Annotated in this window: 15 protein-coding genes and 2 pseudogenes; 9 read left to right on the forward strand and 8 right to left on the reverse strand. The window is 73.1% G+C overall.

Annotated elements, in window-relative coordinates; genetic code table 11:
* The first annotated feature begins 283 nt into the window (after window positions 1-283).
* Together FOF52_RS11815 and murQ are read left to right on the forward strand one after the other, a co-directional pair.
* Window positions 284-1228, forward strand: coding sequence for a MurR/RpiR family transcriptional regulator (locus FOF52_RS11815; RefSeq protein WP_248590019.1), 945 nt, complete (start codon window positions 284-286; stop codon window positions 1226-1228).
* A 100-nt stretch (window positions 1229-1328) separates the two neighbouring features.
* The gene (gene murQ / locus FOF52_RS11820; protein WP_248590020.1) at window positions 1329-2243 is read left to right on the forward strand and encodes an N-acetylmuramic acid 6-phosphate etherase; all 915 of its coding nucleotides are present in this window, start codon (window positions 1329-1331) and stop codon (window positions 2241-2243) included.
* Window positions 2244-2273: 30 nt separating this feature from the next.
* On the opposite strand, the gene FOF52_RS11825 is transcribed toward murQ, so the two are convergent.
* The 3 genes from FOF52_RS11825 to FOF52_RS11835 form a co-directional block, all read right to left on the reverse strand.
* Window positions 2274-2984: a SanA/YdcF family protein gene (locus FOF52_RS11825; protein ID WP_425265486.1), complete on the reverse strand. Its 711-nt coding sequence runs from the start codon at window positions 2982-2984 to the stop codon at window positions 2274-2276.
* Window positions 2985-3079: 95 nt separating this feature from the next.
* Window positions 3080-4423, reverse strand: coding sequence for a hypothetical protein (locus FOF52_RS11830; protein ID WP_248590021.1), 1344 nt, complete (start codon window positions 4421-4423; stop codon window positions 3080-3082).
* 64 nt (window positions 4424-4487) lie between these two features.
* Window positions 4488-5414 carry an NADP-dependent oxidoreductase gene (locus FOF52_RS11835; protein ID WP_248590022.1) on the reverse strand — a complete coding sequence of 309 codons (927 nt, stop codon included), beginning with the start codon at window positions 5412-5414 and terminating at the stop codon, window positions 4488-4490.
* A 186-nt stretch (window positions 5415-5600) separates the two neighbouring features.
* Here FOF52_RS11835 and FOF52_RS11840 point away from each other — a divergent pair, with 186 nt between their 5' ends.
* Window positions 5601-7739 (forward strand): 3'-5' exonuclease, encoded by a 2139-nt coding sequence (locus tag FOF52_RS11840; protein ID WP_248590023.1) that lies wholly within the window; start codon window positions 5601-5603, stop codon window positions 7737-7739.
* A 269-nt stretch (window positions 7740-8008) separates the two neighbouring features.
* On the opposite strand, the pseudogene FOF52_RS11845 reads toward FOF52_RS11840, so the two are convergent.
* Both FOF52_RS11845 and FOF52_RS11850 read right to left on the reverse strand, forming a co-directional pair.
* Window positions 8009-8401: pseudogene (locus FOF52_RS11845) on the reverse strand (RloB family protein); the annotation flags it as partial.
* A 245-nt stretch (window positions 8402-8646) separates the two neighbouring features.
* The gene (locus tag FOF52_RS11850) at window positions 8647-9972 is read right to left on the reverse strand and encodes an AAA family ATPase (RefSeq protein WP_248590025.1); all 1326 of its coding nucleotides are present in this window, start codon (window positions 9970-9972) and stop codon (window positions 8647-8649) included.
* Between the two features lie 362 nt (window positions 9973-10334).
* Between FOF52_RS11850 and FOF52_RS11855 the strand changes: the two genes are divergently transcribed.
* The 4 genes from FOF52_RS11855 (at window position 10335) to FOF52_RS11870 (ending at window position 14374) form a co-directional block, all read left to right on the forward strand.
* Entirely contained in the window at window positions 10335-12035 is a 1701-nt protein-coding gene (locus tag FOF52_RS11855; protein WP_248590026.1) for a hypothetical protein, read from the forward strand.
* A 66-nt stretch (window positions 12036-12101) separates the two neighbouring features.
* Window positions 12102-13034, forward strand: coding sequence for an RNA polymerase sigma factor SigJ (gene sigJ, locus FOF52_RS11860; protein WP_248590027.1), 933 nt, complete (start codon window positions 12102-12104; stop codon window positions 13032-13034).
* Window positions 13035-13059: 25 nt separating this feature from the next.
* Window positions 13060-13500 (forward strand): carboxymuconolactone decarboxylase family protein, encoded by a 441-nt coding sequence (locus FOF52_RS11865; protein ID WP_248590028.1) that lies wholly within the window; start codon window positions 13060-13062, stop codon window positions 13498-13500.
* A 175-nt stretch (window positions 13501-13675) separates the two neighbouring features.
* Window positions 13676-14374, forward strand: a complete 699-nt coding sequence (locus tag FOF52_RS11870; RefSeq protein ID WP_248590029.1) for a hypothetical protein — start codon at window positions 13676-13678, stop codon at window positions 14372-14374.
* A gap of 67 nt (window positions 14375-14441) precedes the next feature.
* Here the strand turns inward: FOF52_RS11870 and FOF52_RS22035 are convergent, their stop codons facing one another.
* A complete protein-coding gene (locus tag FOF52_RS22035; protein WP_341849680.1) occupies window positions 14442-15020 on the reverse strand; it encodes a catalase in 579 nt (192 codons plus the stop codon).
* 64 nt (window positions 15021-15084) lie between these two features.
* Window positions 15085-15351, reverse strand: a pseudogene (locus FOF52_RS22170) (catalase); the annotation flags it as partial.
* 430 nt (window positions 15352-15781) lie between these two features.
* On the opposite strand from FOF52_RS22170, the gene FOF52_RS11880 reads away from it, so the two are divergent.
* Window positions 15782-16849 (forward strand): hypothetical protein, encoded by a 1068-nt coding sequence (locus FOF52_RS11880; RefSeq protein WP_248590030.1) that lies wholly within the window; start codon window positions 15782-15784, stop codon window positions 16847-16849.
* A 640-nt stretch (window positions 16850-17489) separates the two neighbouring features.
* Complete coding sequence (locus FOF52_RS11885) at window positions 17490-19280, forward strand: UvrD-helicase domain-containing protein (protein WP_248590031.1); 1791 nt, start codon at window positions 17490-17492, stop codon at window positions 19278-19280.
* Here the strand turns inward: FOF52_RS11885 and FOF52_RS11890 are convergent.
* On the reverse strand, window positions 19226-22186 hold the full coding sequence (locus FOF52_RS11890; RefSeq protein ID WP_248590032.1) for a DUF4132 domain-containing protein: 2961 nt from the start codon (window positions 22184-22186) through the stop codon (window positions 19226-19228). The two genes, FOF52_RS11885 and FOF52_RS11890, sit on opposite strands and share 55 nt — an antisense overlap.
* Window positions 22187-22207 lie beyond the last annotated feature (21 nt).

Below are 22207 nucleotides of genomic sequence, written 5' to 3' on the forward strand. Positions count from 1 at the left end.
TTCCTCCGCCGCGGGGGCCGTATCCGTGGCGTCCGGGGCCGGAGGCGACGGATACGGCACACCGTCCGCGCCGAGCACGTACGCTTCTTTCTCCCGGTCGCTGTCGCCTGGCTCCTCCGCAACTGAGGTGGACCGCTGCGGGTAGGGGCGACTCCGACGGAGTCCGCCGTCGCCCCGGACACGCGTGGGCGACCGCCGGATCACACTTATGTAGCAACCAAAACCGACCTTTGCTCCCTTACACCCATTGACGGGAGCCCTCGAAAGAAAGAAACTTTCCAACATGAACCAAACGGCGAAGAGAAACGACAGCGACGGGGCCCCCTCCGCCCAGGACGGAGCCACGCCCAGCACCGTGCTGAAGATCCGCTCGCTGCTGCCGTCCCTGGCACCCGCCGAACAGCGCGTCGCCCAGCGGATCATCGACGACCCCGAACGGGTGGCCGCCTCCTCCATCACCCAGCTGGCCCGCGACTGCGACACCTCCGAAGCCACCGTCATCCGGTTCTGCCGCACCATCGACTTCGCCGGCTACCGGGACCTGCGGCTGCGCCTGGCCGCCGAGGCCGGCCAGGCGCGGGGCGCGCGCGGCGGAGCCCAGGAACTCACCGGAGACATCAACCCCGACGACACCCTCGTCACCGTCGTCCAGAAAATCGCCTACGCCGACGCGCGCGCGGTGGAGGACACCGGCTCCCAACTGGACGTGCAGACCCTCCAACAGGTCATCGAACTGCTCGCCGGAGCGCGCCGCATCGACGTCTACGGCGTCGGCGCGAGCGCCTTCGTCGCCTCCGACTTCCAGCAGAAGCTGCACCGCATCGGCATGATCTCGCACGCCTGGACCGACGCCCACGCCATGCTGACCAGCGCGGCGGTGCTGCGCGGCGGCGACGTGGCCGTGGGCATCTCCCACAGCGGCGCCACCGGCGACACCGTCAGCGCGCTCGCCGAGGCGCGCCGCAGGGGCGCCTCCACCGTGGCCATCACCAACTTCCCCCGCTCAGCCATCAGCGAGGTCAGCGACCACATCCTCACCACCGCGGCCCGCGAGACCACGTTCCGCTCCGGCGCGACCGCCAGTCGTCTGGCGCAGCTCACGGTGGTCGACTGCGTGTTCGTCGGCCTCGCCCAACTGCGCTACGCCGACACCCAGGAGGCGCTGGCGGCCACCTACGAGGCGGTGCGCGGCCTGCGCGTCTCCCGGGAGGACCGGCGCCGATCCTAGGAGGCGCGACGTGCCCCGCCGCAGAGGGCCCGAACAGCACGGACACGAGACAGCGGTAGGCGGTGACCGGAGCACGGTCGCCACTGGCGAAGGAGACGAGATGCGATCCGCACCGATAGAGATCGTGCGTGTCCCCACCGAGGCGCGCAACAGCGGCACCAACGACATCGACCTACTGCCCACCGTGGACATACTGCGGCTGATCAACTCCGAGGATGCGACCGTGCCCCACGCCGTGGCGGCGGTCCTGCCCGAACTCGCCAGGGCCGTCGACCTCGGCGTGGCGGCACTGCGCGGCGGCGGACGGGTGCACTACTTCGGAGCCGGCACCTCGGGCCGGCTCGCCACCATGGACGCCGCCGAACTGCCCCCCACCTTCGGCATCGCCCGCGACCGGGTGGTCGCCCACCACGCGGGGGGCACGGAGGCGCTGGTCCACGCCCGCGAGGGCGTCGAGGACGACTTCGCCGGCGGATGCGCCGACGCCGCCACCGTGACCGCCGCCGACCTGGCGGTGGGCCTGACCGCGAGCGGACGCACCCCGTACGTGGCCGGGGCCCTGCACCGCGCCCGTGAGGCGGGCGCCCGCACCGTGCTCGTCACCGCCGACCCGCACTCCGCGCTCGCCGCGGACGTGGACGTGCACGTCGGCGTGGCCACCGGGGCCGAGGTGATCGCGGGCTCCACCCGGATGAAGGCGGGCACCGCGCAGAAGCTCGTGCTCAACACCTTCTCCACCGCGGTCATGGTGCGCCTGGGCTACACCTACTCCAACCTGATGGTCGGGGTGGTGGCCACCAACGCCAAGCTGCGCGGACGCATGGTCACCATCCTCACCGAGGCCACCGGCCTGTCCGAGGAGGTCTGCGCCGAGGCGCTGAGCCGCGCCGACGGCGACACCCGGATCGCCCTGGTCTGCCTGCTCACCGGCGTGGACGTGCCCACCGCGGCCGACGCCCTGCACGCCGCGCACGGATCGGTGCGCGCGGCGCTGCGCGCACTCGCCCGGCCGTGAGCCGCGCGGTCCGCCCCGGAGACGGCCCGGTCAGCCGGACCGCTCCGCGGCCAGCGCCTCGTCCACCGACGTCTCGCGGGGGCCGAGAAAGGTCGGCTCCGGGCGCACCGCCATGTCGAACAGCGCCTTGACCGCCGCGGGAACCTCCCGCGCGTGCCCGTACAGCATGGCCGGGGCGCGGTCGTCCCACGCCGGATCGCCGACGCCGACCGCGTCCAGACCGGCCGTCCGGCACAGCGCGACCGCGCGGGGCAGGTGGAAGGTCTGGGTGACCACGGTGACCGCCTCCACCCCGAAGACCTCGCGGGCCCGCACGCACGACTCCCAGGTGCTGAACCCCGCGTGGTCGCGCGCGACCTTCGCCGCCGGCACCCCGGCGGCGACCAGGTGGTGGTACATCGTGTCGGTCTCGTTGTAGTGCTCCCGGCTGTTGTCCCCGCTCACCAGCACCGCCTCGACCAGACCCGAGCGGTACAGTCCGGCCGCCAACTCCAGGCGGCGCTCCAGCAGCCGGGTGGGCTCCCCCTCGGGGGTGACCCCGGCGCCCAGCACCAGCGCCACCGGCCGTTTCGGCACCCCCTCGGCGGTGTGCCGGTACTGTGCGGTGGCCGCGTGCAGCCAGCCGACCGGCGCGGCCAGCGCCGCCGCCAGCAGTACGGCGGCGAGTACCGCCAGCCGCCTCCGCCGCGCGGCGCGCCCCGGACGGCCCGCCGCCTCTCCTCGCTTCTTCGCAGTGGTCACAGTCGGTGGGACGCACCGGCCGGCCGCGGTGTTCCCGCGGTTCCGACGCGACCGTCGGGGAGGCCGCGCCCCGCACCGGCCGCCCTCCCCGGCGGCTACGGCCGGCCGCCGAAGAGCCGGCCGAGCAGTCCCCCGCCCGCCGGCGCCTGCGGCTCCGGCCCGGGGGGCGCGGCCTCCTCGGACAGTCCGACGAAGGAGCGCAGCGCGGCGCGCTCCGCCGGCAGCCCCCAGGCGGCCAGGGGCTCGGCGAGCCCGCCCTCCGCCCAGCCCGTCTCGTCAGCCTCCGCGACGGCGGTCAGCACGGCGCGCTGCTCCCGGTCGCAGCCGGCGAAGTCGATCCCCCCGGCGGTCTCCGCCGCGCCGGGGCGGGGCCCGAAGACCGTCTCCAGGGCGTCGGCGACGACGATCCCCCACCCCGCGGACCCCGTGTAGGCGAGGATCCGGGCCAGCTGCTCGGTCTTGGCCGTGCGCAGCTCGGCGTCGTCGACGGCGCCGACCGCCAGCATGCCCAGGTGTGCCGGTTCGACCGCGCCCGACTGCGGCAGGCAGGCGCCGAAGCGGTCGTCCCAGTACTCGGCGTCGAGCAGCCGGGCCACCGCCTGCTCCGGCGCGGCCGGGCCGTGCATGAGGACCAGCGCGAGGGCCGCGGCGAACACCAGGTCGTCGTCGGAGTGGTCGAGCAGCCGCCCCAGGTGCACGGTGACGGTGGCGTCGGCGGGATCGGCGAGCATGCCCAGCGCCCACAGCTCCGCGGGCAGCGGCCGCAGGGCGGGGGCGGCGTTGCGGGGGTCGCCCGCGTTGAGCAGGGCGGGCACGATCCGCTCGGCCTCCTCCGGGTACCAGGCCAGCAGGTAGCTCGCCCACTCGGCGGCCCCCTCCCCGCGGTCGGCCCGGCCCGGCAGCGTGTCCAGCAGGACGTCCAACCGGTTGCGGACCGCCTCGTAGGCGGCGAGCTCGGCGGCCACGACGGCGATGCCGTTCGGGTGCTCCAACGCCCGCAGCCGTCCGGTGAGCCGGCGCCGCTCCTGCTCGTCGGGGGCCTCGGCCAGCCATTCGGTGTACCGGTCGCGCGCCTCCTGGACGTCGACGCCGGACAGCCAGGCGATCTCGTCGCGCCACAGCGCCAGGTCCCGCCGGTCCGGCAGGTGGTCGGCCATCGCGGGAACGGCGAGCTCCTGCACCAGGTTGAGCACCGGGGGCCGGCCCGGCGCCCCCTGCTCCACCAGGTTCAGCAGGAAGTCGACCACCCGGGGGGCCGCCGCGTATCCCGGTCGGGGCCAGGCGAGGATGTCGTACAGCGCCACCAGGGCCGACTCCCTGTCCGTGCCGCGCACCCGGCGCAGCAGACCGGGGATCTCCCCGCCGCGTCCGGGGGCGAGTGCGGCCCAGTCGACGTCGTCCACACCGTGCAGCGGGTCGGATCCGCGATTGCCGTCCATACCGCGATTATGTCGCCTCCGCGGCACCGCACGGTCCGTCGGCGGGCGGGACCCGGTGCCGCGCTCACGCGACCTCGACGACGACCTTGCCCCTGGTGTGTCCCTGTTCGGCGAACCGGTAGGCGTCGGCGGCCCGCTCCAGCGGGAACGTCCTGGCGACCTCGACGGTGAGCTTTCCCGCGTCGACCAGTTCTCCCAGCGCAGCCAGGTCCGCGCGGTCGGGGCGGACGAACAGGTAGCGTCCGCCGTACCCGGCGACCCGGGGGTCCGCGACGGACACCAGCCGTACGCCGGGGGCGGCGACCTCGGGGGTCGTCGCCGGCGCCGCGCCGCCGACCAGGTCGAGGACCGCGGTCACGCCGTCGGGGGCGACCGCGCGCACCCGCTCGGCCAGTCCGTCCCCGTAGGCCACCGGCTCGGCCCCCAGCGAACGCAGGTAGCCGTGGTTGCGCGGGGAGGCGGTGCCGATGACGCGGGCGCCGCGCGCCGCCGCGATCTGGACGGCCATCGACCCCACCCCGCCAGAGGCGGCGTGGACCAGCACCGTGTCGTCCCCGCCCACCCGCAGGGCGTGCACCAGCGCCTGGTAGGCGGTCAGCCCCGCCAACGGGAGTCCGGCGGCCTGCGCCCACGGCAGGCCGGCGGGTTTGCGGCCGAGCGTGCGCACCGGCGCGGCCACCTGCTCGGCGAACGTGCCGCGCCGCACCACGTCCTCCCGCACGTATCCGACGACCTCGTCGCCCGGGGCGAACTCCGGGGCGGCGACACCGGGCCGCTCCACCACCCCGGCCACGTCCCAGCCGGGAGTCGCCGGGAAGAAGACGTCGAGGAGGCTGTCCATGTGCCCCTCCCGGATCTTCCAGTCCACCGGGTTCACCGCGGCGGCCCGCACCCGGACCAGCACCGAGTCGGGTCCCACCGTCGGCTCGGGGACGTCGGCGATCCTCAGCATCTCGGGCCCCCCGTGGGCGTCGTAGACGACGGCCCTCATCGTGTCCCCTCCCTCTCGTGAACCGCTGTCCCTCACAGCGCCGCTACCCGCGGGCGACGTGTTCGCACTCGCCCGGACCGGCCGCGTCCGTCCCGCTCTGTCACCGTCCGCTGCTAATGATCGGAAGAGCACGCAGGTGGGAACGATGACCGTGGGATCCCCACCGCGCACCCGCAAAGGAGGCCCATGCCGCGGCTCGCCATCGACGCGACGTGCCTTCCGCAGTACGACAAGCTGGACCGCCCCACCCGGGAGCGGCTGGCCGTGATCACCCGCAGGTTCCGGGAGCTGCCGCTGCCCGCGCTGCTGTCCCACCCCGACCTGCGCATCCAGGCGCTCCCCGAGGGCCAGGACCCGCGGATCCGCACGTTCCGCATCAGCGACTCCTGGACCGGGGTGATGCTGGCCCCCGAGTCCGGCGAGACGTTCCTGCTGGTCCACCTGCTGCCCCGGGAGAACGCCGAGAAGTGGGCGGCCGACCAGCGCCACGACGTCAACACGGTGATGGGGACCCTGGAGCGGCGCGACGCCAGCGCCCTGGCGGAGCGCACCGCCGCGCCCGCCGTCGCCCCGGAGCCGGTCGAGCCCGCGCTGTTCGCCGACGTCAGCGACGAGGCACTGCGCCAGCTCGGCGTGGACGGCCAGACCGTCCGGTTCTGCCGCACCCTCACCTCCCGCGAGGAGCTGGCCGACTGGGGGCCGGCCATCCCGCAGGACCAGTTCGAGGTGCTGCTCCACCTGGCCGAGGGCATGCCCGTGGACCAGGTGATGCGCGAGGTCGTGCAGCCGCGCCGCGCGGTGTCGGGCGGTCCGGTGGCCCCCGACGACTACGACACCGCCATCCGCAACACCCGGCACCGGGTCATGCTGGTCGACGACGACACCGACATCGAGGAGATGCTGGGCCGCGAGTTCGACGCCTGGCGGGTGTTCCTGCACCCCACCCAGCGGGCGTTGGCCTACCGTCCGGTGTTCAACGGTCCGGCGCTGGTGCACGGCGGTCCGGGCACCGGGAAGACCGTGGTGGCGCTGCACCGGGTCAAGCACCTGGCGGAGCACCTGCCGCTGGGGGGCCGGGTACTGCTGACCAGTTTCACCAACGCCCTGGTGGAGTCGGTGCGGCGGGACCTCGCGCTGCTGCTCGACGAGGAGCTGCGCGCCGACGTGGACGTGGTCACCGCCGACAAGCTGGCGCTGGACGTGGTCCGCGAGGAGTGGCCGGACGTCGGACTGCGCCTCGACTCCGACGCGCGCGGCATGTTCGCCAACGTCGTCCGCAAGCACGCGCTGCCCTGGTCCGCCGACTTCGTGTTCCAGGAGTACCGGCACGTGGTGATGGCGCAGGGCATCACCACCGTCGACGGCTACCTGGACCCGGACGCGCGGCGCGGCCGGTCCCGGCCGCTCGACGCCGAACAGCGGCGCGAGATCTGGCACGCCATCTCGGTGGCGCGCGCCTGGATGCGGCGGACCAAGCAGCTGCCGACGCTGGAACTGCACGCCGAGGCCACCCGCATCCTCAACGCGCGCTCCGACAGGCCCTACACCAACATCGTCGTCGACGAGGCCCAGGACCTGCACCCCGCGCAGTGGCGGACGCTGCGCGCCGCGGTGGCGCCCGGCCCCAACGACATGTTCATCGCGGGCGACAGCCGGCAGCGCATCTACGACAACACCGTGTCCTTCCGGCAGCTGGGGATCAACGTGGTGGGCCGCTCCCATCCGCTGCGGGTGAACTACCGCACCACCACCGAGATCCTGACCTGGGCGGAGCGGATCATGCGGGACCAGCGGGCCGCCGAACCGGGCACGGGCGTGCCGGAGTCGCCCGGCTCCACCCGTTCCCTGCTGCGCGGCAGTCCGCCGGTGCTGTACGGGGCGCCCGACGCCGCCGCCGAGCTGGCGGCCCTGGCCGAGCAGGTCCGCTCCTGGCTGGCCGGGGGGATCGCGCCGGGGGACATCTGCGTGACGGCGCGCACCCGCCGGGGCGTCTCCGAGATCGTCAGCGCGCTGCGCGACCACCGGCTGCCCGCCTCCCGCTTCAACCCGCAGCAGCACACCGTGGACGACTCCGCGGACACGGTCCGGGTCACCACCATGCACGGGGTGAAGGGGCTGGAGTTCCGCGCCGTCGCGGTGACGGGGGTGACGGCCTCCGCGCTGCCGCTGATGGACCACGTCACCAGCCCCGACCTGGACGAGAACCAGCACCGTTCGGACCTGGCCGCGCAGCGCAGCCTGCTGTACGTGGCGTGCACCCGGGCGCGCGAGGAGCTGTACGTGAGCTGGCACGGCGAGCCCAGTCCGTTCCTGCCGCGGGACTGAGGGGTGCGCGGGGCTGCCGCGGGGCGTGCTGCTTCGGACCGCACAGCGGTTCCGCTGTGGACTCCGGTGGTCCTCGGTTCGGCCCCACCCGGTGAACGAGCAGGGGGCCACTGGCACGCGTTGTCTCCAGCGCGTGCCGGTGGCCCCTGTCCCACAGCGGCGTTCCGGGCATGCCCCGGCGGATGCGGTCGGCCGGGTCGCGCTCCCACCGACGGGATCGGAAGGAATGCGCTGCGCCCCGGTGCGGAGGATTCGAACCGCTGTTCTTTTCAGGTACGGGCAAGGAGTTTGCGGACCAGCCTGTGCACATCGGTCCAGGGATTTCTGGCTCGGACGTCGACGGAATGCCGGTAGTTGCCCGCAAGCGCCTCCGCTCTGCGAACGGCTTCTTCCCGATGCCGACCGGTGAAATGACTGTAGTCGAAGTCCTTGTTATCGGTATAGCAGCAGTTGAGACCCCGCATCATCTGTTCGGCCTGCTGCGTGGTCAGATAAACGCGGTGGTCACGTTGGTGCAGCAACAACCACAGTTCGAAACAGGGGTTCGTGACGGCGCACTTGATTCCGTTTTCGGCGGCTAAGCGCAGTGCCCTGTCCAGTGACTCGTGCGGCTTCGGGGCCTCCACATCGAAGACGCACCACACCTCGTCGTAGGACTCCCCCTGGCTTCTCCTCTTCCGGGGGGGCCGACTCCTGCTCGGTTATCGCCGCCTTGACCAGTCTCAGCGGATCCCCGTGCTCCGTTCCGATCTTCACGTGGATGTTGGAAGACCTCAACTCGCTTTTGAGTCCTTTGAAGTAGGTACTCCCGGCGACCTTGTCCTCACAGAAGACCAGAAACCGCAACTTGACGTCGCGCTCCGCCCTCTTCCTGCCGTAGGGCCTCTCTTTTCTTCTCCGCTGCACACTATGAGACTAGAGGACCCGTTTCCTCGATTTCATAGGTTTGTGGAAGAAAGTCGTCGTCAAAGTAGGGGACTGCCCCAAATCTCCCCAGAAGGTACTGATTGAGAAGATTGCCGCGGTCGTCGCGCACCTCCTTGTACTCCTTCAGGGCTATGAGTTCGGTGGCACCATCGCGTCCCTTCTGGGTGAACCAGACCTGGTCCCTGGTCAGCCGACCATAGGAATTCCGGCTGAGCAGTGTCGCGTCGTGGGTGTTGAAGACGAGCTGCGCGCCGTTCCGATTGATTTCCGGCTCCTGGAAGAGTCGAACCAGTTGTCCGGCCAGATTGGGGTGGAGCCGGGCATCGAGTTCGTCGACGATGAGCACCCTGCCCTCGGCCAGGACCTCCATAACCGGTCCGAGCATCTCCAGCCAGGTACGGGTACCACTGGATTCCCGGGCGTAGGGGAGCTCGACCTCCCCGTCGGAAGCCTCATGGGCCACCATGATCTTCGGCATCCGACGGATCTCCACCTTGTGATCGGAGACGTGCTCCGGTTCGATGAGCCTCATCAGCTCGGAGAAGCGAACGGACACCTCCTCCGGCACCTTCCGCTCCTCAGAGCGGATCCCGGTGATGCCGAGATCCGCGAGCTGGAGAAGACGCCGCATCTGCGACGCGTACCTTCCTCCCAGCTTCTGAAGGGTGAAGTCGAGCCGTTCGAAGGAGTTGCCGTCATGAGCGGTGCCGATTCTCCGGAACCACTCGTAGATCACGGTCAACAGCGGATGGCTGTTCGCTGCTCCCGCCGAGACCAGCAGGCTGTTGGGACGGACCGCCTCGATCGCGGTACGGGTACGGGTTCCGTACCCCTTGCGCAAGGTCGGCCCCGCGACCACGTCCCGGGCCCCGGGACCGAAACGTTCGAACACTCTGCGAATCCGCCCCTGCGGCCAGGAGAACAGCCACTCCTCCAGCACCCGGGTGTCATCCAGCGCGAATCCGTACTCGTACCTGACCCCCTCGGCGACCAGGTCGAAAACAAACGTTGTCGGCTCGGTGCTCCTGGCCTGGTCGAGCCGGAACGGTTCACGCCCGGTGGAGCCGTTCGGCTCCCAACGCTGGTGGGATTCGAGGACAGCCGAACGGGCGTAGAACATCGCGTACATGAGCTGTGACTTGCCCGAGGCGTTGGCGCCAAAGACCCCGACCGCCGGCAGTACCCGGAAATCGGTCCCGGGGACTTCCCGAAGAGCGAGATCGTCGTGCTGGTCGGCGGCGATCAGGCTCAACTCCTGCTCGTCGCGGAGCGAAGCCCAGTTCTCCACCCTGAACCGGAGCAGCATGACCGTACCTCCCGTCACCGGCCGTTCACGGCGCCTTCGGGGCTGTGTTGCTCGTACACACCGACGCTAGCAAGCAGCGGAAGTCAAACAAAGCGGTTAGAAGCAGATTCCGGAAAAAGTTCCGAGGACCACGCCTAAAACGTCCCTTGCTGCAAATAGCTCCTCCGAGCCGACCCCAGCAGCGCCCGAACGGTCACGCCCTCCTCCCCGGAGCCCCGCACGTGGAATCGCCCCGCCACATGGGCGAGCGATAGAGTCGAGTTGTCTGGTCGCAGCTCGTCGTCCGGTTCTCGCCGTTGTTCGCCGGGGTCTCCGGGGCGCTCTCCTTCCGCTGTTCCTACGTCTCAGGTTGGTCGTTACTCATGCGTGTGGTCTTCACCAACGCCGATCCGGACACGTTCGAGGAGTACCGGGACCGGTTCGTCCGCCGGGTGATCGGTCACGGACGCGAGCAGGGCCTCAGGGTTCCCCGGCGTGCCCTGGAGGAGCTGCTGGACTTCAAGTACGGCGGGCTCAACGAGGGCGGCGACGGGCTGCTGGCGCGCTGGCACGTCGGCGACGTGGCGGCGCTGATGCTGCACTGGCTGCCCAGCGGCAGCCCGCCGGCGCTCCGGGTCGCCGACGTGCGCGCCGCGCTGGACGCCTGGCTGCGCTTCCTCGACGACCGCGGCCTGCTCGACGCGCGTTCCGATCCGCGCCCGGAGCTGCTGGACGCGGTCGACCAGCTCACCGCCCCCTACCGGGAGGCGCTCGCCGACCCCGCCGGGCACCGGGTCGGCGCCTACCTCCACCGGCTGATGACCGACCTGGGCTACGACGTGGACGACCCCGACCAGGTCGCCGAGTTCGAAAGTCGGGTCGACTCCGGGGAGCTGCCGCTCGACGACGAGTTCCTCACGGCCGTCGCCCAGGGGGAGGCGGTCGGCCTCAAACCGCTGCTCGCCGGTCCGGGGCGGGCCGGGTACTCCTGGCGGGCGCCGCGGCTGCCCTCCGACGGCGAACTGGAGACGGCGATCGAGGCGGCCCCCGCCATCGTCCGGCTGCGCGCCCAGGCCGGGGACGACCTGCCCGGGGACCCGATCGAGGCGTGGGAGACGGCCTTCTCCGCGCTGGGTACCGCCGTCACCGAGGCGCTGGGACTGGACGGGGAGTCCTTCGTCGACACCTTCGGCCTCGACCCCGACGAGTTCGCCGTCACCATCCTGACCTCGCTGTTCATCGAGGACCCGGCGTTGCCCGTGTCGCTGCTGGTGGAGACGGTGGCCGTGCTGGGCGAGCAGATCGACCTGGGCGAGGCGCTGGACGACGCCGCGCAGGCCCGCTTCACCACGGCCGTGCGCATGGTCCTCGACGAGCTGGAGAGCCTCGGTGCCGTGGAGCAGGCGCCCCCGGGCGAGGACGCCGACCCGCTCGACGAACCGCTCTACCGGCTCACCCCGCTCGGCGTCTCCGAGGCGTTCGAGGAGCTGAGCTTCGAGGGGTACGTCATCCGCGAGTTCGACGAGCTGATGGCGGAGGACGCCGAGGTGCTCCTGGAGCGCGCGGCGACCGGGAAGACGTTCGGCGAGGCCGACCTGGACGCCTGGATCGCCGAGCGCGGTCCCCGGACCGCCGTGCGGGAACTGGTCGCGGTGGCGCGCCGCACCGACGACTGCACCCACCGGGCCGCGGTGCGCGCCGTCACCGCCGAACGGGCCGCGGACGCCCGGCCGGTCTACGAGGAGCTGCGCGACGACCCCGACTTCGGCGTCCAGGCCCGCTGCTGGCTGTTCGACGCCGGCTTCCTCAAGGAGGGCGACCTGCGGGCCGGCGACCTGCCCTGGGTGATGCTCGACAGCATCGCCGCGCTGGCGCGCATGGACCTGCTCGACACCGAGCAGCTGGAGGAGATGCCGGTGCGGGTGGGCGGCGCCTCCCTGTTCGACATGGCGCTCTCGCTGCGGCACCCCGAGACCGGGTTCCTGCTCGACTGGTTCGGGGAGAACCACCCCGACTCCGGGGTCCGCCAGGAGGCCCGCGCCGCCCTGCACCGCTTCACCGGCGGTGCCGGCCGGCGGGCCTGATTCCCCGCACCGCGGCCCTCCGCTCCGCCTTCTACCCTGGTTCGCCGGACCGAGTGAGGAGGCACGGTGCGCGACGGTGGGAGCGCGGAGCGGAAGGTCGCGGCCCCGAGGCCGCGTGATCGTCTCGACGCCGAGTGGGAGTCGCACCGCGGCGTCGTGTTCGGGGTCGCCTACCGGCTGCTGGGCGAGGTGGGCACGGCCGAGGACGTGGTGCAGGACGTGTGGCTGCGCGCGGCGGGAAGCGACCTGTCCGGGGTGCGCGACCTGCGGGCGTGGCTGATCACGGTGACCGGTCGGCGCTGCCTGGACCTGCTGGACTCGGCGCGCCGCAGGTACGAGGTCTATCCGGGGCCGTGGCTGCCCGAACCGCTGCCCACCGGGGCCGACGCGGCGCAGCCGGTGCTGGTGGAGGAGTCGGTCACCACCGCGGCCCTGATCGTGATGGCCGAACTGCGGCCCGCCGAACGGGTGGCGTTCGTCCTGCACGACGTCTTCGAGGTGCCGCACACGCAGATCGCGCGGATCCTGGGGGTCTCCCCCGCCGCCTGCCGGCAGCTCGCCTCGCGGGCGCGGCGCAGGGTCCGCTCGGCCGCCGCGCCGCCGGAAGTCCCGCGCGGTGAGCGGGAGCGGGTGCTGGCGGCGTTCCGCGCCGCCTACCGCGACGGCGACCTGGACGCCCTGGTCCGGCTGCTCCACCCCGACGTCGTCTACACCACCGACGGCGGGGGGCGGGTGTTCGCGGCGCGCATCCCCATCGTGGGCGCGCTGCGGGTCGGCGAGACCATGCTGCGGGTGGCCCGGCGGCACGGACCGGTGCAGCTGCTTCCGTTCGAGGTCAACGGGGAGCCGGGCGGGCTGTGCTACTGGCGGGGCGGGCTCTCCTCGGTGGACACCTTCGGCTGGGAGGGCGACCGCATCGCCGCGATCCGCCGGGTGCTCAATCCGGAGAAGCTGTCACACCTGGAGGGGCTGCGTCGTCTTCCTGGCGCCCCGGTCTGACCGGGACGACCGAGAAAGGAGCGACGTGACCGTCACCCGTATGAAACTCGCCGAGGCCGCCCCCGGCCCCTCCGCCGCCTTCGCCGCGGTGGACCGCTCCCTGCGTGAGGGACCGCTCGACCCGGTGGTGCGGGAACTGGTGAAGATCCGCGCCTCCCAGCTCAACGGCTGTGTGTACTGCCTGGACCTGCACGCGGCCGAGGCGCGCCGCAACGGGGAGGGCGAGGACCGGCTGCTGCAACTGGCGGTCTGGCCGGAGTCGGAGCTGTTCACCGAGGCCGAGCGGGCGGCCCTGGCCTACACCGACCAGGCCACCCGGCTGGTCGACGGGGTGGACGACCCCACCTGGGAGGCGTTGGCCGAGCACTTCACCACCGAGGAGATCGGTGCGCTGGTCGCCCAGGTGGCGCTGATCAACGCCTACAACCGGATCGGGGTTCCCACGCGGCGGCGCCCCGGCGACTGATCCGGCCCGGGCCGCGTTCCGCTGCGGGGCGCGGCCCGGGTTGTCCACAGCCGGCCCGGCCGGGCTGTCGGCGGGCGGCGCGGCGGCCTAGGGTGGCTGTCACGCCGCGTCGCCCGTCCCGGGCGGTTCTCCGCGTCCCACGCGGCCCCTCGACTTTCCCTCCGGGAGGCTGTGCATGGACGTTCTGGAGTTGGTGTGGGCGGCCCGCGTGGTCCCGCTGGTCCTGCGGGTCCAGGAGTTCCTGGGCTGGGTGGGCGCCCGGCGTCCGGTGACGCGGGAGGTCCGGCCCGGCGGCTCGGGCGTCCGTCGCCACGAGTACCTGAGCCTCGGCTCGTGGGCGGAGTCCCGCGGCGACGCCCGGCGGGGCGGTCCCGGGGCGGGTGAGGAGGCCGCGCTGCTGGAGTTCCTGCTGGCCGTCCGGATGCTGGAGGTGGTGGTGGGGCGGCGCGACCGCGTGCCCGGCGGCGGGGTGCGGGAGCACGCCTGGGTGCTGCCCGGACCGGCCTATCCGCGGCTGCCCGCCGAGGCCGCGCGGGTGTGGCGCGCGGGGGTGGAGTCCCTGCCGCTGCTGTGGGCGCACCACGGCGCCGGGGCTGAGGCGGGGTGTCCGCTGCCGGCGCGGTGGCTGGAACGGCTGTGCGCCGCCGACGACGGCGCGCTCGCCCTGCGCGTGCTGGGCCGGGGCGACGGGGGTCCTCCGGCGGAAAGCGGTGAGGCGGCCGCCGCGGCCCGGTTGCTGGAGTCGCTGGGCCTGGTGCGCTTCCACTACGACCTGGACCTCGGCGAGTGCTGCGCGCTCACCCCGTTGGGGCGGCACGCGGTGACGCTGCTGCGGCGCGGCGGTGTGCTGGCCGCACCGCAGGCCGTGGGCTAGGGCGTGGGGACGGGGTGTTCCGCCTGCCGCGGGGCCGGGGCCGTGGCAGGCGGCGGGGCCCGGTGCGTCACCCTGTGCCGTTCGTCGGGCACGCAGTGGGGCGTGGTCGGCCCCGGAGACGTCGCGGGGCCCGTTGTCGCCGAGGCCGGCGGGGCGGGCCCGGTCCTCGCCGGTGGGGGTCGGGCTCTGCGGCGGTCGCAGGTGCGCCGCGTCCCGCGGGCTGTTCCGGCCAGGTCTTGGTGCCGTCGAGCGGGTCGAAGTCCGGTTCCGGGTGCTCGTCGTCGCTCATCGTCTGTACCAGGAGCTCCCGCTCGGGGGACTCGCCGCGGTCGACGGCCTCGCGCAGGTCGCGGGTGGCGCGGCCCAGGTCGGTGGTCTGGACGTCGGCCGCGTCCTCCCCGGTCGTGCTGCCGCGACCCCCTGTCCGGGCGTCCGGGTGTACTCGGCCGGGTCCGCCCCCGGAGTCGACCCACGTGTCGGTGTTCACGCCGAAGCCCTGCGGGTGCCTGCGATCAGCGGGGATGCCGCGCGGGCTGAACAGGTCGACCAGCATGTGCATGGACTCGGGGGGCTGCGACCTGAGGTCGACGATCCGGTGGGGCTCCTGGCGGAGGGTCACCGGGGCGGGTGTGAGCGCGTGGCTCACGTCGGGGAGACGTGCTGGCGTCGCGGACGACGAACACGGCCGGGTTGTCGCCGACGAGGCCCCGGTTGCCGTCCTCGGTGGAGAACGTGACCGCGCCCCGCGGGTCGCGCGTGGCCTTCGCGGAGTCCCGGGCTCCGATCACGGTGGAGAAGCGGACCGCGACGTCGGTGCGCCTGCCCCTCCCCTGGAAGGGCCTGGCGCGCGTGGAGCGGTCGACGGACGTCCCCCACGTGCCGTACGGCTCGAAGCAGCCGAAGGAGGTGGTCCCCTGGCGTGCACGACGCGTTCGGGGCTCCGTTCCCGGTCGAAGCGGCTGAATCTTCCCCAGGAAGCGGTGGTCCTCCGGGGTCGTTGGTCCCCGGGCGCCGACCGTACGCTGGTTGGTTGTCGTAGACCGGGTGCCCCTGCCGGTCGGTCAGCGGGCGACGGTCGTCACCGGGCGGGGCCCTGACCGGACGCGTCCGTCCCGCCGGGTGCTCCGCGCTGCGTGCGGGCGGATCCGACACGCCGTCGGCCGATGTGAACCCTCCCCGCTACCCGCGGCCCGCACCGGCCACCCGGCCGCGCCGTGGTGTTGACCGGCCGTTACCGAGTCTTTGCCCGTTTCCGGTCACATGTGGCCTGTTCCGGTCAGCGGGCTGGTGAGGGGACGTGGGAGCAGGACAGCGCAGAAGGGAGGTCCGCGGTGGGCCGGGGACTGTACGCGGCGGGTCCGCGGCCATGCTCTAATTCCATCTATCGAGCCGCTTTGGGAGCCTTCCTTGGAATACCGCATCACCGCCGAGCTGACGCTTCCCGTCGGGACGCCCGGACTCGACGGGCTCCAACAGCAGGGAGCCGCCGCGCTGCTCTCCGAGTGGCTTGACCGGGTGGCGACGGTGGAGGGCCCCGAAGGGGTGGAGATCACCCCCTACGACCACCGGCTGGAGGTCCGCTCCACCGGGGCGGTGGTCGAACTGCTGGTGGACGCACCCGCGTTGAGCTTCGCCGAGAACGGCGCCGAGGCGCTGCTCCACGAGATCCTGGAGCGCACCGAACTGCTCGCCGACTGGCAGGTCGGCAAGTGCGAGGTGACGGTCAGCGACGCCGAACTCGCCGAGGCCCTGGAAGGCGGCGCGGACGAGCGCGTGCTCTCCTCCGGGATCGGGCTGCCGATCGAGGACATCACCGCGCAGCGCCGCCGCCTGCTGTCGCTCAGTTCCCGGCTGCACGCCTTCGACCTCGACGCCTTCGGGCCTTCCCCGGAGGACCCGGACGCCCGGTTCCTCGCGGCCGGCGCGCTCGTCGAACGGGCCTCGGTGCTGACCGAGGAGCTGCTCATGGACATCATGACGTTGGACGAGGAGGCCGACTCCCTGGACAAGGACGAGGCCAACTGGACGGCCGACGACTCCGAGGGCCTGTTCGTCCTGCACGACCTCCCGGTCCGCTACCGGCACCACTACGACCTCGGTTTCGCCAAGAAGTTCCTCATCGCCTCGGCCGTGGTCTACTCCCGGCTGACCTCCTCGCCGTGGGTGCCGCCCGCGTCCACCGCCGAGTCCCTGGCGCTGCACATCCTCGTCGAGAACGCCAAGGACCTGCTGGTGTCGTTCGCCGCGGTGGACCCCGACGACGTCACCGCGATGTTCGCGGTCTTCGAGAGCCGCGCCCACTCCCGCCACGACCACGAGTGGCTCTACCTGGAGGACCTGGACACCGCCGACCCGGACGACTCCTCCGCCGACCCGCTGGGGTTCCTCTCCCGCGACGCCCACTCCTGGTTCGCTCCGTATCCGGAGGTGCGGAACTCGGCGACCCACCCCTACCTGATCGACGACGAGGACTGAGCGGCTCCGCGGTGCGTCCGGCGTCCGGGGCCGCCGTGCCGGGCGGGGAGCCACCGGCGGCCGCGGTGCACGGCCCGAAGCCGCGCAGCGGGCCGCGAACGCCGCTTCGTGCCGCCGTCCGAAACCCCGCCCGCTGACGACCACGGCCTCCGAGAGGAGCTCCCCCACGGGAGGTTCGGTCCCGGCGGTGGCGCCGCCGGCGGCGAGTCCCCCGGGAGGACGGCTGGGACCGGCTCAAACCTCCGCTCTTCTTGGCCGGTCGGGGAGGGTGCGGCTGGGAGCCGTCCCCGCGTGCCTCCCGGTGCGGGGCGGGGCCGCACAGACGGTCCCACCCCCAGACTTCCGCATTTCGGACAGGCGGTAATTCCTGTTGCGGACACCGGAGCGCCGGACAGAGCCGCAGGTCACCGCACCCCCCGGAAAAACCTTCGGACACACCTTCGAAAGCGCCGGAATTAACCGCTCTGACCTGGTGTTTTACCAAGAGGGAAACCTTCGTCGGCACTCCTGGTTTCTCCCGTTCCGAACGGGTTTGCCGGAATTCCCAGGAGCGCAGACCTATGAGTAGAAGCGGTGGCCGCCACGCCTTCTTCCCCACGCGACATCCCACGTCATCACGGCGACCGGAGGGAATCAGCCCGTGCCGCAACTCGCGATCGCTCCGACCTTCCTCAACGACTTCTCCCGCCTGGACAGCGGAGTCCAGCACACGATCCTGACCGCTGTGCGCTCCTACCTCGCCGGTGACGGCGAACAGTTGGAGGCCGTCTCGGACGCGTCCGACCCGCGGGTGCGGGTCCTGCAGATCAGCCCGGACTGGTCCGGCATCGTCGCCCCCTCCCGGGAGGGCTCCTACTGCCTGGTCGGGATCCGCCGGCACGACGAGGCCGTCTCCTACGCCCGGGCCTACCGGGCGCAGAGCGGCCCCGAACTGGACCTGGTGGAGATGCCCGCACCGCCCGAGCCGGTCGAGGCGGCTCCGCCCGTGCGCGGCCCCGCGGACCTGGCGGACGCCCTGGTGCTGCCCTTCACCGAGTGGCGCCTCACCCCCCACCCCGACCACCGGGAACTGGCCACCGCGCACTTCACCGGATCGGCCCAGGTCACCGGAGGCCCCGGTACCGGCAAGACGGTCCTCGCACTGCACCGTGCCGTGCACCTGGCCGAACTGGACGCCGCCGAGTACGGCCCCGCGGTCCGGCCCAGCGTGCTGGTCACCACCGTCAGCCGCCTGCTCGCCCAGACCCTGGGCGCCCACCTGGACCGGCTGGTGTCCGCGCCGGACGTGCGCGCCCGGATCGAGGTGGTCACCGTCGACAGCCTGGCCCGCGGCGTCCTCAGCGAGCACATCGGGACCCCGCCGGAGGTCCTCGGCGACGAGGAGCTCGCCGAGCGGTGGCGCTCGGCGGCCCGCATCGACGGCCTGCCGTTCTCCGGGCGCTTCCTCATCGACGAGTGGCAGCAGGTGATCCTGGCCCAGGACCTCACCTCGCTGCCCGACTACGTCCGCTGCGAGCGCAGCGGACGGATGCTGCACCTGGCGCCCGAGTTCCGCCCGCACGTGTGGGAGGCGATCCAGCGCTACACCGGCGCCATGCGCGCCGCGGGCGAGTGGTCCTACCCGCAGGTGGCGCAGGAGGCGGCGCGGCTGCTGCACGGCTCCGGGCCGCGCTACCGGCACGTCGTCGTCGACGAGGCCCAGGACCTGCACCCCGCGCACTGGCGGCTGCTGCGCGCCGCCGTGCCGGAGGGGCCCGACGACCTGTTCATCGTGGGCGACCCCGCGCAGCGGCTCGTTGACACCCGGGTCTCGCTGGCGTCGCTGGGCATCAACGTCCGCGGCCGCGGCCACCGGCTGCGCACCAGCTACCGGGTCAGCCAGGAGATCCTCGACTGGGCGCTGCCGATGCTGGGCCGGTCCACGGGCCCGGGCGCGGACGGCTACTTCTCCGTCCTGCACGGTCCCGAGCCGGTGGTGCGCGGCTGCGCCAGCCGCGCCGAGGAGTGGGCCGCGCTGAGCGAGTGGATCCAGGCGCAGCTGGAGGCGGGGACGCAGCCCTCGTCGATCGCGGTGGCCGGACGCAACCAGTGGGTGGTGCGCAACATCGCCAAGGAACTGCACGTCAGCGGCATCGCGACCGCGCCCCTGGACGCCTCCGTGGACGTGGACGCGGTGCGGTTGGGCACCCTGCACGGTCTGAAGGGGCAGGAGTTCCGCCACGTGGCCCTGACCGGGCTGAGCGAGCCGCTGCTGCCGCCCAAGGCGGCGATCAGCGGCGCCGAAGGCGACCCGGTGGCGCTGGAGCAGGTCTACCAGGAGGAGCGCAACCTGCTCTTCACCGCCTGCACCCGGGCCCGCGACGCCCTGTACGTCTCCTACGTGGGCGTGCCCAGCCAGTTGCTGCCCGAGTCGGTGCACCTGGCCCACTGATCCGGCGGGAGGCGACGGCCCGCCCCGGTCTCCGGGGCGGGCCGTCCGCCGTGCGGGCCGTCCGCCGTGCGGGGCGGACGCCGGCTAGCGGCGCCCCGGATCTGGCGGACGATGGCGGGGTCGGTGATCTCGGTGTCGGCGGCCAGCAGGAACGCCTTGGACAGGATCAGCGACAGCCGTCCCCCGTCGTCCTCGAACGGCAGGTACAGCGCGTCGGTGCCGCCGCGCGCGTCCACGACGCACAGGTAGGAGTCGTCGGGTTCCATGAGGATGTTCGCCGACCCCAGGTGGATCCGGTAGGTGCGCAGGTCGCCGCGGACCCGCAGGAAGCGGTCGGTCACCTCCAGCCGGTCGGCGATCCGCAGCCGGGGCACCAGGCGGCGCAGCGCGTCTCGGCGCGTCTCGGCGGACTCGGTGAGGTCGCCGAACGCGGTGCGCCGCCAGTAGTCGAGGTGGTGCCGCTCCCCGCGGAGGGCCCACTCGGGGTCGGCGGCGATGGAGGCCACGCCGATGGCCAGGTCCACGTCGCGCATCGCCTCGGAGAGCACCAGGGGCGGCACCCGCTCCAGCGGGGCGGGGCCGTCCTCCCCCACCGGGGTGAACCACACCGGCCCGGAGGAGCAGTACGACACGGACAGGTGCCGGTCCTCCTCCCGCTCCACCAGGTTCACCACGAAGGTCGCCTGCCCCTCCCGCCCGGTCGCGGCGTCGCGGTAGACCCGCCGGGCCTGACCGCTCTCCCCGCCGTCCCCGTACCCCGGTTGCGGTCCCCGCCAGCCGCGGCTGCCCAGCAGCGCCTTGGCCTGTCCGTACCGCAGGATGTGGGCGGCGTGGCGGTGGGAGTGGACGCGGGTGGTCCGCTCGGCCGGGGTGAGCAGGTAGACCTCGCGGAACGCCTGCCTGACCGGCTGGACGAGTCCGGCCGCGACCAGGTGGTCGCGCCAGGCGCGCACCGCGTCCGCGGTGGCGCGGACCGGGTGCCACAACCGCAGCAGCGCCTCCCCCGCTCCGGCGGCGTCGAACACCTCCGCCCCGGCGGCCTCCCGCAGCAGCCACCGCGGCCCGTCGCGTCCGGGCAGGCCCGCACGCCAGGTCCGGCCTCCGTCGGTGGAGGCCTCCCAGACCAGCCGCCGCGCATGGTGGCCGGTGGCCGAGTGGTCCATGACGTACCGCGCCCAGGAGTCGGGGGCCCAGGTCCGCCCCTCGCCCAGTGCGGCCTCCAGGCGGCGCCGCTGCACCGGCAGCAGCGCCTTCAGCTCCTTGAGTTCGGCGCGCAGCTCCCTCAGGCGCGGCCCGTGCTCCTCGCGCACCGCTTTCGGCGGGGTCCTGACCGTACGGCCGGCGGGAGTGCGGAAGGTGAGCGCGGGCGAGCCGTCGGCTCCGATGCTGAGCACCGCGGTGTGCCCGCCGAGGGACTCCTCGCGCGTCCCGTCGGGGCCGAGTCCGTGGTCGGGGACGGTGCGGTCCATGAGGTCGTCCGGGGTGAGGCCGTTGCGTTCGGCCGCGGCGTCGAGCGCGCGCCGGGCAGCGGCCAGCACCGTCTTCTTGCGGACGGTCGCCACCGCCCGGGTCAGCGCGGCGACGGCGGCGGCGTCGCCGCGTACGCCCAGGACGTCGAGCGCGGTGACGGCCAGCCGTTCGGCACGGACGACCTTGGAGCCACCGGGCCCGGTGCCGGCGTGGCAGGCGATGTCGCCGAGGAGCGGGGCCACCCACTCCGCCTGCTCCGGGGGCAGTCCGGCGGTGCTCCACAGCAGGCCGCGCAGCAGCAGGACGGGGGTCTCCGCGGTGAAGCCGAAGTCGTCGAGGTGTGCGTGGAGGACGTCGGCCAGGCGCGGGACCTGTTCGAGTACCGCCCTGACCTCGCCGGGCAGGGACGGCCGCTCCGCCAGCAGGGCGGCGGCCCGGTCGCGCCACCGCCGGTTGGGGCGGACCGTGCAGATCTGTGCGCAGAGCGCCAGCAGCTCGGCGAGGTCGGGCGAGTCCATCGTGTCGGGGATCTCGGCGGCCAGCAGCGGTCCGACGTCGGTGCCGAAGCGCTCCCGCGCGCCGGTCGGGACGCCGTCCAGGCGTTCCACGAGCCGGTCCAGGCGCGCCCCGATCCGGCGGTGGGCGGCGTAGCCCTGGTGGTCGGCGCCGCCGTGGCGGCGGTGCAGGGTGCGGACGTGCTGCTCGCACTGCCGCAGGACCGCGTCGTCGACCGGTTCGCAGGCGGTCAGCGCCGTCCGGTGGGCCGCCTCGGCGTAGTAGGTGTCGTCGTGTTCGGTCAGGCAGCGCAGCAGGAAGGACAGGTCGTGCGCGGTCCAGTCGATCCTGTGCCGGGCCAGCCGGGTGAGCACCGTGCGCGAGGGTTCGTCGTGCCGGTTGGCGGTGTGGCGCAGCATCGCCCACAGCACCGTCATCCGGACCTGGTCGGGGGTCAGGCCGCGGAGGAAGTCGTCGAGGCGGGGCCCCCTGATGTCGGTTCCGCGCCGGTAGTGGTGGCGTCCGAAGGTGGCGAGCACGGCGGCCTCGTACTCGGCGACGAGGCCGGGCAGTTCGGGGGTGTGGATCTGCACCAGGAGGGGGACCGACGCCCCCTGACGAACCCGTCGGCCAGCATCTGCTCGGCCCACTCCCGGGGGGCGGCGGTCTCCGGGGAGGGCGGCCCGTCCGGGGTCATCCTCACCTCCGGCCAGCGGGACGAGCCTGATGAAGGTGATCTCGGGGGCTCCGGTCAGGTCGACGGTCCCGTCGAGGTCCTCGACCTGGCGGTCGCCCACGAGGAGGACGAAGCCGTTGCGCCGGAAGGCGCGCTCGGCGGCCTCGACCGGGTCCGGGCGGGCCGGACCGTGCGGGGCCGCGGGCCGGTGCGTGCCGCGGCGCGCGGCCTCCTCGCGTACGCACAGCCGGATCAGCTCCCGCACGGTGATCCGGTCGGGCAGGTC

The sequence above is a fragment of the Thermobifida alba genome (assembly GCF_023208015.1).
Classification (GTDB): domain Bacteria; phylum Actinomycetota; class Actinomycetes; order Streptosporangiales; family Streptosporangiaceae; genus Thermobifida; species Thermobifida alba.

Excerpts from the sequence above, each read along its gene's own strand:
- FOF52_RS11815 (WP_248590019.1), top strand. The coding sequence starts at position 284 with ATGAACCAAACGGCGAAGAGAAACGACAGCGACGGGGCCCCCTCCGCC.
- murQ (WP_248590020.1), top strand. The coding sequence starts at position 1,329 with ATGCGATCCGCACCGATAGAGATCGTGCGTGTCCCCACCGAGGCGCGC.
- FOF52_RS11830 (WP_248590021.1), bottom strand. The coding sequence starts at position 4,423 with ATGGACGGCAATCGCGGATCCGACCCGCTGCACGGTGTGGACGACGTC.
- FOF52_RS11835 (WP_248590022.1), bottom strand. The coding sequence starts at position 5,414 with ATGAGGGCCGTCGTCTACGACGCCCACGGGGGGCCCGAGATGCTGAGG.
- FOF52_RS11840 (WP_248590023.1), top strand. The coding sequence starts at position 5,601 with ATGCCGCGGCTCGCCATCGACGCGACGTGCCTTCCGCAGTACGACAAG.
- FOF52_RS11850 (WP_248590025.1), bottom strand. The coding sequence starts at position 9,972 with ATGCTGCTCCGGTTCAGGGTGGAGAACTGGGCTTCGCTCCGCGACGAG.
- FOF52_RS11855 (WP_248590026.1), top strand. The coding sequence starts at position 10,335 with ATGCGTGTGGTCTTCACCAACGCCGATCCGGACACGTTCGAGGAGTAC.
- FOF52_RS11870 (WP_248590029.1), top strand. The coding sequence starts at position 13,676 with ATGGACGTTCTGGAGTTGGTGTGGGCGGCCCGCGTGGTCCCGCTGGTC.